Source organism: Acinetobacter sp. ANC_7635, from assembly GCF_056779945.1.
Genome location: NZ_JBWYIS010000001.1, coordinates 138941 through 156791, shown reverse-complemented (window position 1 = coordinate 156791; position 17851 = coordinate 138941). Strand labels below are relative to the sequence as shown.

The window sequence follows — 17851 nt, the reverse complement described above, 5'->3', positions numbered from 1 at the left end:
TAAATTTGATTTCAAGTGAACAAACTGCTTTGCATTTAGATGATTTAATGAATATAAAATGAACTAAAAATTGGACATGGAGTCCTTCAAACAATGAAGAAGTTTTTAGTTCCTACATTATTCGCAAGTTCATTCTTATCTACTCTGAGTTATGCGGAGTCAGGATATTTCAGCCTTTCTGATGAGGGGTTTAAGCGTTTTTCAATTTCAGTGGGTGCATTACATGTAATGCCGCAAGGTAAGGCCCAACCTTTTAATGTAAAAACAGTCATAAATGACAATTATGAATCAAAAGTTGGGGATATTAATGCTTCCACGGTAATCGATAACCTTGACCCAGATCGTAAACCAAATTATTTAGTAGAAGGTATTGTTAAATTAATTTCTGCTTTTCAAGGCAATGTCTCAGGGGCTATTAGTGGAAAATCCTATATTAATGGATTAGCTGAATGGGATAATCCGAATACTGGCTTGGAGGCTGATAAAGTTACAACAGTTGGCATCATGAGTAGTTATCACTTTACAGATAATTTGTCTGTGGAAATAAAAGGTGGAATTCCACCTAAAGTGGATATCAAAGGTATTGGAAATATTAAAGCCCCCTTCTCAGCTACTGCAGCACCGTTAGGTGGAATTGCGGGGAACTTAGACCTCAAAAATAATATTCATATTACTAATCTAGAACAATCTTCAAAAGCTGCTGAAGCTAGAGCATGGACCCCTGCTTTTGAATTACAATATCGTTTTGGTGAGACCGGGATTAATAAATTCCGCCCTTACGTTGGCGTTGGATTAATGTACGCTTATTTTAATGAACTAAAAATGGATCCAGGTATTGAAAAAGATTTAGTCGCCGCTGGGCATATGATCCAAAATATTATTAATCAAAATGCTGGTGCAGCACTCGATAAGAAAGATACCAATGGAAAAATGAAAGTTAATTTAGAAGCAACTGATGTTTTTGCACCTATAGCTACAGTTGGATTCACCTACGACTTTAATGATACATGGTATGCAGTAGCATCTATTAGTTACGCCCACTTGCAGAATGAAACGAAGATCACAGTCGTCAATGAAAATACTGGACAAGAGTTAATCAACTCAAAAGCTGATATCGAGATTAACCCGATATTGGGCTATGCTGGGGTTGGCATGCGTTTCTAACGCATAGAGTAAGAAAAGAGGCAATTGCCTCTTTTTTTTGTAATCAAACAAAAACCAAACACAATTGGCAAATTATTACTACAATGTGTCTAAAAATAAATTTGATAATAAAAATACAAAAATAATCACTCTTTATTTACAGTTTTGGACATGGAGTTCCATAATGAAAAAAAAACTAGCTTACTTAGTTGCATCCATCAGTGCTTTAAGTTTTCCAGTCTTCAGTTATGCAGATTCACCTTATTTTAGTTTAAAAGATGGCGACGGCTTTAAACGTTTTTCTGTGTCAGTGGGTGCATTACATGTAATGCCTCAGGGTAAAGCTCAACCAATTAATATTAACACTGCTGTAGCTGAGGGTGAAAAAACGAAGGTTGGAAATGTGCAAGTCGATTCTGTATTGAATGCCATTGACGATAGCGCTCCTGGAACTGCAATTAAAAAGCAATTACTCGAAACTGCTGTAGCTGCAGATGTTTTAAATCTCATTAGCTACAAAGAAGATGGCAAGACCTATTTACGTGAAAATACCTCTGGTGAAGCAGTAATCAACGGATTAAACAACTGGGAAGCTAAAGGCACTGGACTTGAAGCAGATGATGTCACAACACTCGGAATCATGACCAACTATTTTTTCACCGACAATATTTCATTTGAAGTGAAAGCTGGAATTCCACCTAAAGTCGACATTCAGGGGAAAGGACAAATTTATGCTCCACTTTCAGGCATCGCTACCCCGACAGGGATTGGTGCAATTCTAAACGATTTGCCTTTAAAAGATGACATCTTCATTACTGATTTATCAGGTCATGGTAAGGTTGCAGAAGCTCGTGCATGGACGCCAGCATTCGAATTCCAATATCATTTTGGCAAAACAGGCGTAAATAAATTTAGACCATATGTAGGACTTGGTTTGATGTATGCATACTTCAATGAATTGGAAATGAACTCCAACCTTGAAGCTGATCTAGTCGCTGCAGGTCATAAAATTGCGAACATCAAATTAGGTGAAGCTGGGAAAGCACTTGATGGAATTGAAAGTACAGCGAATCCTAAAGTTAAACTTGAAGCTAAAGATGCTTTCGCCCCTGTAGCTACTGCTGGTTTTACTTATGATTTCAATGATCGTTGGTTTGCAGTCGGATCAATTTCCTATGCGCATCTTAAAGGTGAAACAACAATTACCGTAAACGATGCTGAACTTGGTGAATTAATCAATGCAAAATCAGATATCGAAATTAATCCGATTCTGGGATATGCCGGTATTGGTTATCGATTCTAATTTCCATCAGTCTTCATAAAGCGGCCAAGTGCCGCTTTATTCATTCTAATAACTAAATTTTATTGATTGATAAATTTTTATTCTGTCGTCATGATGCTACTGATCTTTTAAAATTACAAAAAATGCTAAGCGGATTGACCATGTCAGAAACCAAATTTTCAAAACCCCTCATCTTTATGCTCATTGGGAGTGCTTTTATTTTGGCACTCTCCTTAGGTGTCAGACATGGGTTTGGCTTGTATTTAGTTCCAATGAGTCATGAATTTAATTGGAATCATCAAGTTTTTAGTTTAGCAATTGCCTTTCAAAATTTATTATGGGGTGCTGTTCAACCCTTTACGGGAGCGCTAGCAGATAAATATGGGAGTAAAAAAGTCGTTGCCGTAGGCGGCGCTTTATATGCGATTGGACTTGTGATGATGGCATTTAGCTCAACAGGGCTTCTCATCAATCTTAGTCTAGGTTTAATCATTGGTCTGGCTTTATCAGCTACTTCATTTTCTGTTTTGCTCTCTGCTGTCGGACGTGCAGCGCATCCAAGTCGACGTAGTATGGCTATGGGCATTGCCAGCGCAGCAGGCTCTTTTGGTCAATTTATTATGTTGCCAACCACACTTTTACTCTTACAAAATTTTGGTTGGTCATCGGCGCTACTCATCACAGCGATTTTAATTGCATTAATTGTACCCTTGGCTTGGATGCTAAAAGCTCCAATGTATCAAGCGCCTCAAACAGTTGATACGATTGCTAAACCTTCTTTAAGTTTTAAACAAATACTCATAGTTGCCAAAAACCACAAACCTTTTATCTGGTTGGCATTAGGATTTTTAGTTTGTGGATTTCAGGTCGTATTTTTGGGCATTCATTTGCCGGGTTATTTAACTGACCATGGTTTTAGCACCACCACTGGTACTATGTTTTTAGCCTTGGTTGGGCTATTTAATATTGTTGGAACTTACACTGCTGGTTGGCTGGGTGATAAATATTCCAAACCTAAATTGCTCATGTGGTTATATGGACTACGTGGCATCGCCATCATTTTATTCCTCGCATTGCCACTCTCGATCTTTACGATTTATAGTTTTGCCATCATTATGGGGTTGTTATGGTTATCAACCGTTCCTCTTACCAATGGTATTGTTGCCAATATGTTTGGGGTTAAGTATCTCACCATGCTAAGTGGAATTGTATTTTTTACTCACCAAGTCGGTTCATTTTTTGGAGGATGGTTGGGTGGCTTAAATCATGATATGACAGGCAATTACAATATTATTTGGATGATGTGTATTGCGCTCAGTATCTTCGGTGTATTGATTCATTTATTTGTTAATGAGGAGAATGTCGTCAATGACTAATCGCTTCAATCTGCTCAACATCAGCATATTCATCGGAGTCATCCTTCTGCTTAGTCTATCGATTACTTTGTGGATGAACACTCCTGATTTATTTACATATTTTAACCAAGCTTTTTGCGCACATTAATTTATATAATTTCATAGTTTTGACAGCTCAGTTTTTTAAACTCCTCAATTAAATAATCTAATAGACACCTCACGGCAGGCATCATGCCTTGTCGTGATGTATAGGCAACATGAATAACGCCACGTGGCAACTCCCATTCAGGGACTAATTCTACAAGAGTGCCTTGATTAAGCTCTTCATAAACAAACACTCTAGGTAATGATGCTATTCCAACACTGTTCAATACTGCAGATTTCATGGCAGCAAAATTATCAGTTTTGAGTCTTGGAAAGAATTCTATTTCTTGAAATTGACTAACTGTGTCAACTTTAGATTGAAATCTCCAAATCGATTTCGGGACATGAAAACCTATACTCGGAAGTTGTGCAAGGTTATCCAAATGGATAGGCTCATGAATCTGTTGAATTAATTTAGGCGTTGCCACTAAAACATGTTGCCAAGCATCAAGCTCTCTTACAATCAAGTCGCTATCTTCAAGTGGTAAATTTCTCACCCTAACAGCCAGATCAATCCCCTCTTCTATGAGATCAATTTTACGATTTGTTGCGACCAGATGAACTTGAACACGTGGGTAATGTTGCATGAATTTAGCAATCATATTCCCCAATGGAAACTCGACCAAACCAATTGGACACGAGATTCGAATTAAACCTGAAGGCTCGCTCGACAAACTTTGCTCTACAAAATTTTCTGCCGCCTCCACTTGATCCAAAATCTTAATACAATATTCAAAAAATTCTTGACCAACTGCGGTTACGGCAAACTTTCGTGTATTTCGTTGCAATAATCTTACGTGTAAACGGTTTTCCAAATCTGAAATATGACGAGACAACTTAGATTTTGTAATACCTAAAGCTTCACTTGCCTTAGTAAAACCTTGATATTTCACGACTTGCACAAAATAGTAGTAATCATTTAAATTTTGCATAATTGTTTCATTTTTGGAATTATCTGTTGAGAGAATCGCCCTGTAATCTCATCAATATACCTCAATATCATGATTAGAACGATATATAGAGGAATACAAATGACACAAGTTCAGAAAGTCTATACCAGCGATCGAAGCACATGGGTGGGTGATGGTTTTCCAACAAACTCTATGTTACCCATGCATGAAATAGGAAATCATACCAGCCCATTCTTGGTAATGGGTTATACAGGTCAATATCGATTTTCTCCAAGTCACCACCAACGCGGTGTTGGTTTACACCCCCACCGTGGCTTTGAAACGGTGACGATTGTCTATAACGGCGAATTAGAGCATCGTGACTCAAAAGGCAATCATGGAAAAATTGGTCCAAACGAAGTGCAATGGATGACCGCAGGTAAAGGTATTCTGCATGAAGAACACCATTCGGAAGCTTTTGCAAAAACTGGCGGAGTTTTGGATATGGTTCAACTTTGGGTAAATCTACCAGAGCATGCCAAGATGACTGAGCCGAGATATCAGGAATTGACTGAGCAAAATATTCCTGAAGTTTTATCTCACGATGAGCAAACCAAGATTCGTGTTATTGCTGGTCAATATCAAATCGGCTCAACTGTTTATCAAGGACCAGCTCAAACATTTAGCAACATGAATGTTTATGACATTAGACTTAATCATGGAGCACGCCTTCCATTAAATCTTATGCCAAACTGGAATCATCTGATTTTCATCCTTGATGGAGAAGTTGAGATTGATGGTCAGATCTATACAGCCATGCAAACGCTTTATCTTGACCCAAAATCAACACAAGTCGAAATATTTGCTCATCGTACGGCGAAAATTCTTTGCTTAAGTGGTGAACCATTGAATGAACCCATTGTTGCCCACGGTCCTTTCGTCATGAATACTCAGGAAGAAATCGTGCAAGCATTTGATGATTTCAGAAATGGAAATTTTGCTTAATTTAACATCCACAAGCCTTATCATTTTCAAGATAAGGCTTACCCCTCATCACTCCTTCATTAATTTCAAATACTTGTCATAATCGCCTATTAGACTTAGTTCAAAAACATCGTACGATTACTAAATGAAATCAGATAATTTTCCTAAAGTTAGCTTATCAGCACTATTTTTTATTTTTCTTAAATTAGGATGTATTTCATTTGGCGGTCCTGCAGCGCATTTAGTGTTATTTCATCGCACTTTTGTTGATCAACTCAAATGGTTAAGCTCTCATGAATATGGACAATTGGTCGCATTAGCGCAATTGTTGCCAGGTCCGACCAGTAGTCAAGTGGGGCTATCGATAGGATATTTATCCAAAGGATATTGGGGGGGCTTTATTGCTTGGTTAGGATTTACATTACCTGCCTTCATTCTAATGACTTCATTTGCTATTTTTGGTCAATATTTTTTTTCCGATGTACCTCTTGAACTCTTTCACGTCATCCATTTGATTGTAATAGCCGTCGTCATTTGGGCTTTTTTACAAATGTTCAAAAGCTTCTGTACTGAAATTTGGCAGTATGTCCTGATGCTGAGTTCTGCTTTTTTTATTTATTTTACACAGTGGAGCTATAGTCAAATTTTCTTAATTTTAGTGTCTGGATTCATTGGCTTAGCTTTTACAAAAAAAGGAAAATCTCAGCCATCACCTCGCTTAAAAACCACTCAGACATCTTCAAAATATCATTATCTCTGGCTCATCCTGTTTGTCGCTTTATTTATTTTTTTTCCTGCGCTGCAATTTATCTATTCATCAAGCTTGCTTAGAAATATAGAAAGCTTTTATCACACTGCTTCAATGGTTTTTGGGGGCGGTCATATCATCCTGCCACTCATGTATGAAGATTTTGTGCTTACTCAACACATCACTGCGGAACAATTTGACTTAGGCTATGCATTTGCTCAACTTATTCCAGGCCCTTTATTTAGCTTTGCAGGATACGTTGGCACATATTTAGGATTTAGCGCATCGCCTTTACTGAACGCTGCGATTGCAACCAGTATAATTTTCCTGCCCTCATTTCTGCTTATTTTCGGCACGCTCCCTTATTGGTCAAAATGGGTCAAAAACAAAAAGATTGCAGCAGCCGTCGCTGCTATTAATGCAGCGGTCATCGGATTATTACTCTGTTTAATTGCTCAAATGGCTGAAAAACATCTACACTCAATTTATGATTTTATTTTTATCGGCATTGTCATTCTTTTACTGAGATCAAAAATCCCTGTCATCATCTCTTTATTAGCGAGCTTTGTTAGCTATGGAGCTTTATTGTATTTTGTGATTTAAAGATCAAACTTAAATGCAAAAATAAAAAACTCGCAAGCCTGAACTTGCGAGTTTTTTGTCATCACGTTGCCTTAGAACAAGCGATTCATCCCGTTTAACGTTGCTACGCGATAAGCTTCAGCCATCGTTGGGTAGTTAAACGTTGTCTCAACAAAATACTTGATCGTGTTGTTCGGACTATTCATCACGGCTTGACCAATATGAATAATTTCAGAAGCATTATTACCGAAGCAATGCACACCTAAAATTTCTAAGGTTTCGCGATGGAACAAAATCTTTAACTCACCCACTGTATCTCCCGTGATTTGTGCACGAGCAAGGTGACGGAAAGACGCCTGACCAACTTCATAAGGAATTTTTTCTTCAGTTAATTCCTGCTCAGTTTTACCAATTGATGAAATCTCTGGAATGGTATAAATACCAGTAGGGATATCAACCACGGGTTGGATACCTTGTTCACCACTCATAATCGCGCCAGCACAGCGACCTTGGTCATATGCAGCTGAAGCTAGAGACGGCCAACCAATTACGTCACCCGCAGCATAAATATTTTCAACCTCAGTTTGATACTGCTCGTTCACTGATAGTTGTCCACGGCTGTTTGGTTTGATACCGACATTTTCCAAGCCAAGACCATCTGTATTACCAGATCGACCATTACACCATAGAATTGCATCAGCTTTAATTTTCTTGCCACTTTCAAGATGCAACACCACATGATCATCAAATGTTTCTAAGTGATCAATCTGCTCATTGTGGCGAATCAATACACCTTGTTCACGTAAGTGATATGACAATGCATCTGCAATTTCGTCATCTAAATAGCTCAATAATTTATGCTGAGTATTAATCAAATCAACTTTGTGATCTAAGCCAATAAAGATAGATGCATATTCACAGCCAATGACACCAGCGCCATAAATAATGATTTTTTGAATTGAAAAATCTAGGTCTAAGATTTTGTCAGAATCAAACACACGTGGGTGATTAAAATCTAAAATTGAAGGACGATATGGACGACTACCTGTCGCAATCACCAACTGTTTAAAAATAATCGTTTCTTTCACACCTTCAGGCGTGAAAATCACCACCGTATTTTGATCTTGGATATAAGCACGACCGTGGAAAATATCAATGCGGTTACGGTCATAAAAACGCGAGTGTGTATCCACTTGCTGTTGGATCACTTTATGCGCATTACGAAGCACTTGCTTCATGGTGAATTGTTTCCAATCACCCACTTTTTGGAACATTGGATCACGTTGATAACGGATAATGCTAGAAACCGTTTGACGTAAAGCTTTACTTGGAATGGTTCCTACATGCGTACAGTTACCACCAAGTTGTTCACGCATATCAACTACTGCAACGCGCTTGCCTGATTTGGCAAGTTTCATTGCCGCACCTTCACCAGCAGGGCCTGAACCTAAAACGACTGCATCATATTTGACAAAGGTTCCACTCACGACCTCTTTCTTACGCGGCATTCAATGCTCCTATACAATTATCTCTTCATTTATCTAACTTATATTATGACTGAAAATGCATACATTTGCTGTATTTCAATACCATATATTGCTTGATAGCCACATTTATTTTATGAATATCGTTTTTGCCCAATTTATGCATAAATTCGCTATAATAAGAGACCTATTTTTAATATTTCCTCCCGTCACACATTAGTGGAATCGTTGAATATGTCAGAAAACCGTAAACCAGTACAGGGTGAAAAACTTCGTGGCGCTGAGAAAGTTGCACGTATTCCTGTAAAAGTGATTCCTACGGTTGAAGCACCTCGTAAACCAGACTGGATTCGCGTCAAAATGGCTGCACCAGAAGAGGTTCAACGCATTAAATCAACTTTACGTGAACAAAAATTACATACAGTGTGTGAAGAAGCTGCATGTCCAAATCTTCCTGAATGTTTTGGTGGTGGTACAGCAACTTTCATGATTATGGGTGACATTTGTACACGTCGTTGCCCATTTTGTGATGTGGCACATGGTCGTCCGAATGCATTAGACCCAGATGAACCACGCCACATGGCTGAGACAATTGCAAACTTAGGTTTGAAATACGCTGTCATAACATCTGTAGACCGTGATGATCTACTCGATGGTGGAGCGCAACACTTTGTTGATTGTATTAAAGAAGCGCGTGCTTTAAGTCCTAATACATTATTGGAAATTTTAGTACCTGATTTCCGTGGTCGTATGGATGTTGCATTACGCATCATGACGGAATGTCCTCCAGATGTGTTTAACCACAACATTGAAACCGTACCACGTTTATACAAAGCAATGCGTCCAGGTTCAGACTATCAACATTCCTTAAACCTTCTTAAAATGTTTAAAGAATACTGCCCAGATATTCCAACTAAATGTGGCTTGATGGTAGGTATTGGCGAAACTGAAGAAGAAGTTCTCGCACTTCTTGAAGACCTTAAAGCACACGATGTTGACTACGTAACGATTGGTCAATATTTACAACCATCAAAAGAACATGCACCAATTGATCGCTTCGTCACACCTGAAGAGTTCGAACGCTATACAGCACATGGGCAAAAATTAGGCTTTAAAAATATTTGGGCTGCACCAATGGTACGTTCAAGTTATTTTGCTGATCGTCAATACTATGGCGAACCAGTACCAGCAGTTCGTCGTAAAGCTGATCCTGCAAAGAAAATTACTGTTCAAACAATCGAAGCATAATTCTTCTTACTTTAAAGCCCTCGTATGAGGGCTTTTTTGTTTGTGGTTTTTATAATTCTCAATTACTTATTGACACATTTTTTATCTCTCTTCAGCTTGAATTTTGAATATTTTTCAAACAATCTTATCCAATATAAGTATTAATATGCGTCCGTTTTAGAACTCAACACTTTCGTTTCACATTTCATGATCCAATATCGCTGTAGATCTGATGTTTGTGCTTTGATTAAATTTACTGTGGGTATTGGCTCCATGACCAAATCATAAATGGAGCAGTTCATAATGTTTTTTATACTCAGTTTAATTATTTTATTTATAACACTCTGGGCTATTTTTTATTTCGAATTCTCAAGAACTTCTGGGGCTATCACACTCACAGTCGTATCTATTTTAGTCGCGTTGATCAGCCCTTGGTCGCTGATACTCGGTATTCCTTTTATCCTAATTTCATTGATTGTCAGTATTGATGCGTTAAGGATGAAATTTATTACACAACCTGCCTATAAAGCTCTAGCCAATGCTATGCCAACAATGAGTAGTACTGAGCGTGAAGCATTGGATGCAGGAACCAGTTGGTGGGAAAAAGAATTATTTATGGGGGCACCAGACTGGAAGAAATTTGATCAGTATCCGTACCCCACACTGTCTGAAGAAGAACAATCATTTATCGATCATGAAGTCGAACAGCTCTGCCAGATGCTGGATGAATGGGATATTCACCATCATCGTAAAGACCTCCCTGAAGAAGTCTGGTCATTTATTAAATCCAAAGGTTTTCTGGGTTTAATTATCCCAAAAGAATACGGTGGTAAACAATTCAGCTCATTTGCGCAAAGCCGTATCATGAGTAAGATTGCCTCACGCTCACTTACCACTGCTGTCAGTTGTATGGTGCCGAACTCTTTGGGTCCAGGAGAATTACTCTTACACTACGGTACTGAAGATCAGAAGAATCGTTATTTACCAGGTTTAGCAAAAGGTGAAGAAATTCCATGTTTTGGTTTAACAAGCCCTGAAGCAGGTTCAGATGCAGGTGCAATTCCTGATACAGGTGTGGTTTGTTATGGTCAATTTGAAGGACAAGAAGTTCTTGGCCTAAAAATGAATTTTTCCAAACGTTGGATTACACTTGCCCCTGTTGCTACGGTGGTCGGTTTAGCTTTCAAATTATATGACCCTGAAGGTTTACTAGGTGATAAAAACAAAACTGAATACGGAATCACATGTGCCCTATTACCAGCTGATCATGAAGGTGTGATTGTAGGAGCACGCCATAATCCAGGTTCACCATTTATGAATGGTACCGTGGATGGTAAAGATGTCTTCATTCCGCTGGATTGGATTATTGGTGGTGTAGAAAATGCAGGTAAAGGCTGGCGTATGCTGATGGAATGTCTGGCAGTTGGCCGCGGTATTTCTCTTCCAGCACTATCAACAGCTGCAGGTGAAATGTGTTATTTAAATGTCGGCGCCTTTGCTCGTGTCCGTCAACAATTCAAAATTTCAGTCGGTAAATTCGAAGGTGTTCAAGAGGTTTCAAGTGATATCGCTAGCGATACCTATATGCTTGAAGCATTCCGTTACCTCGTCACTTGTGGCCTAAACCAAGGGGGTAAACCTGCAGTCATGACTGCAATGGCAAAATACTACGCAACTGAGACCATGCGTAAGATTGTTAATCATAGTATGGACATTGTGGGCGGGCGTGCTATTCAAATGGGTCCTCGTAACTTCTTGGCGCTCATGTACCAAGCGATCCCTGTTTCGATTACTGTTGAGGGTGCCAATATTCTGAGTCGTTCACTGATGATTTTTGGTCAAGGTTCGATGCGTTGTCATCCCTATTTATTTGAAGAATTACAACTTTTACAAGCCGAAAATAAAGATGCAGCATTAAAAGATTTTAATGACATTCTTTATAAGCATTTGGGTTATACATTTAATCGAACCGCTAAATCATTTGCTTATGGTTTTATAGGCGGATCAATAGAAGGCTCAGTAAAGGCTGATGATTTCAGTCGCCCTTACTACAAAACCATTAATCGTTTGAGTGCTAATTTTGCCTTAGTCGCAGATATGTGCTTAGGCCTCCTTGCAGGTGATATCAAACGCAAAGAAATGCTGTCTGGACGATTAGCAGATATGCATTCACACTTATTTATTGCGACTGCAATTCTTAAATTTTATGAAAATGGTCAACGTACTGAAGCTGAACAACTGCATGCTAAACTCGCACTTGAGAAAGCATTATATGCATCTCAAGAAGCTTTCTATGGTCTTTTTGATAACTTCCCTGTAAAAATCGCCGCAAGCTTAGTCAAACTCATTTGTTTCCCTTTTGGTCGTCCTATTGCTCAACCATCGGATGCCTTGAAACTTAAATTAGGTGAACTAATTCTTCAGGAAAATGCTTTCCGCAATGAATTAAAAAAACATGTCTTCTATAGTACTGATCCCGATGATGTCAATGGGCGCATGGAGTCTACATTCCAAATGTTGCTTCAAATTGAGGAATTATGGAATAAGTTTAAAAAGGCTGAATCCAAAGGCCAATTTACAGGTCTGACTTTTGAAGAGCACATTGAGTCTTCTCTTAATGACAAGTTCATCACTCAGGCTGAAGCAGATCAGTTACTTACGTATAACGCTAAACGTTTTGACAGTATGTTGACCGATGTTTTCGATACTGAACTTAACCAGAGTTTAGAACTTGAGAACCCTCACGCTCAGGTGTTGTCAAAATCTACACAATACTAGTCACTCAATTGCTTCTGAAAAAACGATCCTAAAGGGTCGTTTTTTATTTTTCATTCCACTTTTTATATTTCATTCCACTATGGTGTTATAGAAAACAACATCAAAATAAGCGAAATTAAATGAAAACAAAATAATGAATCTTTATTCATTTTTTATGATAATGTGATTACAACTAATAAAATAGCTGTCATTAAATTTTGAACATATGAAATTGACACGCATTTGAATCATATAAACTACAGGACAAGGATCAACGCTATGAGTCAAGAAATCGTATTAGTTGCAGGTAGCCGTACCGCTATGGGTAGCTTTCAGGGAGGACTTTCAAGCTTAACAGCCCCGCAACTTGGTGCTGAAGTCATTAAAGCCGTACTTGACCAATCTAAGCTTGCTGCAGACCAACTAGATGAAGTGATTATGGGCTGTGTTTTACCTGCGGGATTAAAACAAGGTCCTGCTCGTCAAGCGATGCGAATTGCAGGTGTACCAGATCATGTAGGTGCAACAACGATCAATAAAATCTGTGGGTCTGGCATGAAAGCCGTAATGCAAGCTGCAGATGCCATTAAAGCTGGCTCGGCAAATATTATTGTCGCTGGCGGAATGGAATCCATGTCGAATGCACCTTATCTCATGGACAAAGCACGCGCAGGTTACCGTATGGGACATGGCAAAGTGATTGATCACATGTTCCAAGAAGGTTTGGAAGATGCTGAAACTGGCTATTCAATGGGTATTCTTGCTCAAGAAATGGCAGATAAGAAAAACTACACACGTGAACAACAAGACGATTTCGCGATTCGCTCCTTAACTCGTGCTCAGAATGCGATTCAAAATAATTATTTCAAAGATGAAATCACCCCTGTTACAGTAAGTTCACGTAAAGGCGATGTCATCGTTGCCCAAGATGAAAATCCATTTACAGCAAAAATTGATAAAATTCCTACGCTACGCCCAGCATTTGCTAAAGACGGTACAATTACTGCAGCCAATGCCAGTTCAATTAGTGATGGTGCATCAGCATTTTTAGTGACTTCTGCTGAACTCGCAACAGCAAAGGGACTTTCAACTTTAGCAACGATTAAAGCTTACGCAACGCACTCTCAACACCCATCAGAATTTACCATCGCACCTGTTGGTGCAATAGAAAAAGTATTAAACAAAGCGGGCTGGACTGTTGAAGACGTGGATTTGTGGGAAATTAATGAAGCGTTTGCGATGGTGACCATGGCAGCGATCGATGCTTTTCATTTAGATCCTGAAAAAGTGAATATCCACGGTGGAGCTTGTGCACTCGGACATCCATTGGGGTCATCAGGTTCACGAATTATTTTGACTCTCATCCATGCATTAAAACGCTTAGGTAAAACAAAAGGTGTTGCCGCACTTTGCATTGGTGGTGGAGAAGCAACTGCGATTGCGATTGAAATCCCAGCTTAATATTTATGCTATAGCGCATCTCAAGATGCGCTTTTTTTATGAGGAAAAAAATGTCAAAACAAGATTATGAAAATGGTTTAAAAGTTCGTACAGAAGTGATGGGAGAAACTTTTGTCAAACGTGCACAAGACAATACAGTTCCATTTACTCAACCACTTCAAGATTGGATTAATGAGCATGCATGGGGTTCAACTTGGCAACGTGAAGGCGTTTTACCACGCAAGTATCGTTCGTTAATCACGATTGCATTTTTAACAGCCCAAAAAAGCCCAACAGAACTTAAAGGTCATGTACGTGGTGCTTTAAATAACGGCGCAACTGTTGAGGAAATCCAAGAGGTTCTTTTGCACAGCTTGCCGTACTGTGGTGCTCCAGCTACACAAGAAGCATTTAGAGCCGCGTTAGAAGTCATTAATGAATATCAACAAAGCTAATCTCATTGAGCATTCATAGATGAACCGCTTAATCTACATTAAGCGGTATTTAAGGTATTTGGACGCTAGATTTAACTTAATTCAATTTTAGATTGATGTTCAAGCACCTGAACCACAGCTGAAAAATCAGAATCTTGAGCTTTCACTTTTTCAATTTGCATATACTGATTTTGTATAAGTTGCATCGCTGGCAAATTCAACGCTTGCTCTTGAATTAGATCAGTCGCAATTCCTATATCCTTTTGTAAAAGAGCTAAGGCAAAGGTTTTTGGAAACGCACGACTCAGAACACGTTGCGCCATAATATTTTCAGACATTGAACTTTTACCACTAGAATGATTAATACAATTCAATGCACTATTCAAATCTACTCCTTTTGACTTTAATACCGTCAATCCTTCTGCGAGTGCCCATAGATGGGTTGCCATCAACGTGTTATTCACTGCTTTAACAGCAAATCCAGAACCACTCTCCCCGACATATTCAATTAATCCTGCAAATGCCTGAATAATCGGTTTTGCACGCTTATAAGCATCGACATCCCCCCCAACCATTACCGTCAATGTCCCTTTTTCAGCGCCTATAGTTTGCCCAGAAACGGGGGCATCTAAATATTCAACACCATTAAATTTCAACTGATTTGCAAGTTTTAAAGCACTTACAGGTACACCACTGGTACAGTCGATCCATACGCTCCCCTTGACCGGAGGATTTTGAGCAATAAGCTGTTCGACATCTGCACTGGTGGGTAAGCAACTGAAAATAAAATCTGCTTTCACTGCTTGATCGACAGAAGTCGCTTTAGTACCAAATGTTTGTGCATGTGCTTCTGCTTTTTCAAAATTACGGTTCCAAACTAAAACTTCAAATCCTAGTTTTGGTAAATGGCTCGCCATGTGCCATCCCATAGCACCTAAACCGATAAATGCAATTTTCATTTTTAATTTCACCTTAAATTTGAGTGTTAGGGAGTGCCGTTGCTTCTGCTGAATGCGGTTCGTTTTCGAGCTCTACTGTTTGCGCATTCTTATCTTCTCGATTTAAGAAAAGATTCAATAAAATAGCCGCTAATGTTGCAGTCCCTATTCCACCCAAATCAAAATGGCCAATTTGCAAACTATAATTGCCTGTCCCCATAATTAAGGTGACAGCAGCAATCAACAGAGTACTGTTTTTGGTAAAATCTACGCGGTTGTCCACCCAAATTTTAGCACCGGCCACTGTAATCAGACCAAAAACAACAATCGAAGCTCCCCCTAATAATGCGACAGGAATCGTACTAATAACCGCGCCAAATTTTGGTGATAGACCTAGCAAAATTGCAAATACGCCAGCAAATAAAAATATGGTGGTTGCGTAAATTTTGGTTACCGCCATAACACCAATGTTCTCAGCATATGTTGTCATTCCTGTTCCACCGATTGATGCAGACAAGGTCGTACATACACCATCTGCAAAGAAACCTCTTCCCATATATGGTGATAGATTACGTCCAGTCATTGCAGATACCGCTTTAAAATGTCCTAGATTCTCTGCAACTAAGATGATCGCTATGGGAGCAATAAGCAGCATGGCATTAAATTCAAACACTGGCGCATGAAAAGTAGGTAAACCGAACCAAGCTGCCTCACTGACTTCAGTAAAATCGATCGCTGTACCAAAACCCAAAACATTGGTGAGTAAAAAATAAATAAAGTAAGAAGCCACTAAGCCAATGAGCAATAACAATCTACGGATCATGCCCTTAGTAAATACGGCGATTACACTAATACAAATAATCGTGATTAGAGCCATCCATGAATCAAACTGATTAGCAGAGACACTTTTGATCGCCACTGGCGCTAAATGCAAACCAATGATCATCACAATTGCTCCAGTCACAATTGGTGGCATCAACTTTTCAATCCATGCTGTGCCAGTTTTCATCACGATCAAACCGATCAAGGCGTACAAAATACCGCATGCAATGGTACCGCCAAGTGCTAAGCCTAAGTTTGGATTTAAGCCAACACCGGTATAACCAGTGACTGCAATGACTGCTCCAATGAAAGCGAAGCTCGAACCTAAATAGCTCGGCATACGCCCCCCAGTCATTAGGAAAAATAATATTGTCCCAATACCCGTAATAAACATTGTAAGATTCGGATCGAAACCCATCAGTAATGGGGCAAGTACTGTTGCCCCAAACATTGCAAATGCATGCTGCAGCCCCAATACCATACTTTTACCTGGCGGCAAGTACTCATCTACTTGAACTGCGGTCGTGTCTAGATTTCCTTGGAAAGGTTTAAATTTTGGAAACCATGTTTCTTTTGTGCTCATCGACCTTCTCCTGATCAAGCATGCTGTTTTAGACCATTGGAACTGGCTCGCAATATACGCGGTTAAAATACATGAGGGCTTTTTCACCCGCTTGCTGTTTCATCCCCTTTACATGGCAGAACAAAACATCATGACTGCCTACCGATAAACTTTGTACGACTTCACAATCAAAACTCACTAGCGCACCTTCTAAAATAGGTGCACCTGTGACTAATGTTGACCAGTCCCCCTTTTCGAAACGTTCTGCCATTGGAGTTTTACCCCCAAACACATTCGATAAATGCTTTTGACTACTGCTTAAAGTATTGACACACAAAACCTGATTACTTTTAAATGTTTCAAATACAGATGCTGATCGATTTAGACATACCAGCAATGTTGGTGGCGTATCTGTCACACTACATACAGCTGAAGCTGTGAAGCCAGCTTTTCCTGCTAGACCAGCTGTAGTAATGACATTGACAGCTGCACCTAAATTCGACATTCCTTGTCTAAAAACCTGTTGGTCAATGTTGAGTGTGGCACTCACTGCCTCGGGTAAATTGATTGATTGCACATTTGCATTCATAGTGTTCTCCATCCCTCATCGCCTAAGCAGTCAGTGAGGGACTCATAATAGGGTGATGAAAGCTTTCAAATTAAACATGAGCAATTGAAGCAATTTCGATGAGTGCATCAGGTTTGACTAATCCTGTTTGAACACAGTAACGAGCTGGTTCTGCATTCGGAAAATATTCGGCATATACTTCATTCATTGCAGCGTAGTTTGCCCAATCTGTCAGAAAAATATGGTTGAAAGTAATGTCCGACATTGTTCCGCCAGCAGTTTCGATGACCTTCTTTATTGTTTCAAGGACATGGCGTGTCTGTGCTGCTACGTCTCCAACATGAACTACATTGTTGTTTTCATCAAAAGGCAAAGTGCCTGAAACATAGACAATGTTGTCTGCTTTAGTTGCTGGCGAATACGGTGCGAGTGGCTTACCTGAACCCACTGGAATAATGACTTCTTTTGACATGACTTATTTCCTAATTTTA

General features: G+C 39.2%; 15 protein-coding genes. 9 read left to right on the top strand and 6 right to left on the bottom strand.

Annotated features, from left to right (window positions below; translation table 11 throughout):
• Window positions 1–93: 93 nt before the first annotated feature.
• From AC1M89_RS00720 to AC1M89_RS00710, 3 genes are all read left to right on the top strand, one after another.
• On the top strand, window positions 94–1164 hold the full coding sequence (locus AC1M89_RS00720; RefSeq protein ID WP_035265681.1) for an OmpW/AlkL family protein: 1071 nt from the start codon (window positions 94–96) through the stop codon (window positions 1162–1164).
• A gap of 163 nt (window positions 1165–1327) precedes the next feature.
• Window positions 1328–2446 carry an OmpW/AlkL family protein gene (locus tag AC1M89_RS00715; RefSeq protein ID WP_481613708.1) on the top strand — a complete coding sequence of 373 codons (1119 nt, stop codon included), beginning with the start codon at window positions 1328–1330 and terminating at the stop codon, window positions 2444–2446.
• A gap of 140 nt (window positions 2447–2586) precedes the next feature.
• Window positions 2587–3801, top strand: a complete 1215-nt coding sequence (locus AC1M89_RS00710) for an MFS transporter (RefSeq protein ID WP_035265749.1) — start codon at window positions 2587–2589, stop codon at window positions 3799–3801.
• A 128-nt stretch (window positions 3802–3929) separates the two neighbouring features.
• On the opposite strand, the gene AC1M89_RS00705 is transcribed toward AC1M89_RS00710, so the two are convergent.
• Entirely contained in the window at window positions 3930–4856 is a 927-nt protein-coding gene (locus tag AC1M89_RS00705) for a LysR substrate-binding domain-containing protein (RefSeq protein WP_481613707.1), read from the bottom strand.
• Window positions 4857–4955: 99 nt separating this feature from the next.
• On the opposite strand from AC1M89_RS00705, the gene AC1M89_RS00700 reads away from it, so the two are divergent.
• Entirely contained in the window at window positions 4956–5819 is an 864-nt protein-coding gene (locus tag AC1M89_RS00700) for a pirin family protein (protein WP_481595588.1), read from the top strand.
• A 124-nt stretch (window positions 5820–5943) separates the two neighbouring features.
• A complete protein-coding gene (chrA, locus tag AC1M89_RS00695; RefSeq protein WP_481595589.1) occupies window positions 5944–7149 on the top strand; it encodes a chromate efflux transporter in 1206 nt (401 codons plus the stop codon).
• 71 nt (window positions 7150–7220) lie between these two features.
• Here the strand turns inward: chrA and sthA are convergent, their stop codons facing one another.
• Complete coding sequence (gene sthA, locus AC1M89_RS00690) at window positions 7221–8636, bottom strand: Si-specific NAD(P)(+) transhydrogenase (RefSeq protein ID WP_035265673.1); 1416 nt, start codon at window positions 8634–8636, stop codon at window positions 7221–7223.
• A gap of 210 nt (window positions 8637–8846) precedes the next feature.
• On the opposite strand from sthA, the gene lipA reads away from it, so the two are divergent.
• The 4 genes from lipA to AC1M89_RS00670 all read left to right on the top strand — a co-directional run bounded on the left by lipA (window position 8847) and on the right by AC1M89_RS00670 (window position 14491).
• On the top strand, window positions 8847–9860 hold the full coding sequence (lipA, locus tag AC1M89_RS00685) for a lipoyl synthase (protein ID WP_481613706.1): 1014 nt from the start codon (window positions 8847–8849) through the stop codon (window positions 9858–9860).
• A 282-nt stretch (window positions 9861–10142) separates the two neighbouring features.
• Window positions 10143–12617 carry an acyl-CoA dehydrogenase gene (locus tag AC1M89_RS00680; protein WP_481613705.1) on the top strand — a complete coding sequence of 825 codons (2475 nt, stop codon included), beginning with the start codon at window positions 10143–10145 and terminating at the stop codon, window positions 12615–12617.
• Between the two features lie 258 nt (window positions 12618–12875).
• Window positions 12876–14057 carry a thiolase family protein gene (locus AC1M89_RS00675; RefSeq protein WP_481588487.1) on the top strand — a complete coding sequence of 394 codons (1182 nt, stop codon included), beginning with the start codon at window positions 12876–12878 and terminating at the stop codon, window positions 14055–14057.
• Between the two features lie 50 nt (window positions 14058–14107).
• Window positions 14108–14491, top strand: a complete 384-nt coding sequence (locus tag AC1M89_RS00670; protein WP_179998434.1) for a carboxymuconolactone decarboxylase family protein — start codon at window positions 14108–14110, stop codon at window positions 14489–14491.
• A gap of 71 nt (window positions 14492–14562) precedes the next feature.
• Here the strand turns inward: AC1M89_RS00670 and AC1M89_RS00665 are convergent, their stop codons facing one another.
• The 4 genes from AC1M89_RS00665 to rutC all read right to left on the bottom strand — a co-directional run bounded on the left by AC1M89_RS00665 (window position 14563) and on the right by rutC (window position 17832).
• The gene (locus tag AC1M89_RS00665) at window positions 14563–15429 is read right to left on the bottom strand and encodes an NAD(P)-dependent oxidoreductase (protein WP_481595591.1); all 867 of its coding nucleotides are present in this window, start codon (window positions 15427–15429) and stop codon (window positions 14563–14565) included.
• A gap of 13 nt (window positions 15430–15442) precedes the next feature.
• Window positions 15443–16813, bottom strand: coding sequence for a pyrimidine utilization transport protein G (gene rutG, locus AC1M89_RS00660; RefSeq protein WP_481595592.1), 1371 nt, complete (start codon window positions 16811–16813; stop codon window positions 15443–15445).
• 28 nt (window positions 16814–16841) lie between these two features.
• A complete protein-coding gene (rutF, locus tag AC1M89_RS00655; protein ID WP_481595593.1) occupies window positions 16842–17381 on the bottom strand; it encodes an NADH-dependent FMN reductase RutF in 540 nt (179 codons plus the stop codon).
• 70 nt (window positions 17382–17451) lie between these two features.
• Window positions 17452–17832: a pyrimidine utilization protein C gene (gene rutC / locus AC1M89_RS00650; RefSeq protein WP_035265663.1), complete on the bottom strand. Its 381-nt coding sequence runs from the start codon at window positions 17830–17832 to the stop codon at window positions 17452–17454.
• Window positions 17833–17851: the final 19 nt, after the last annotated feature.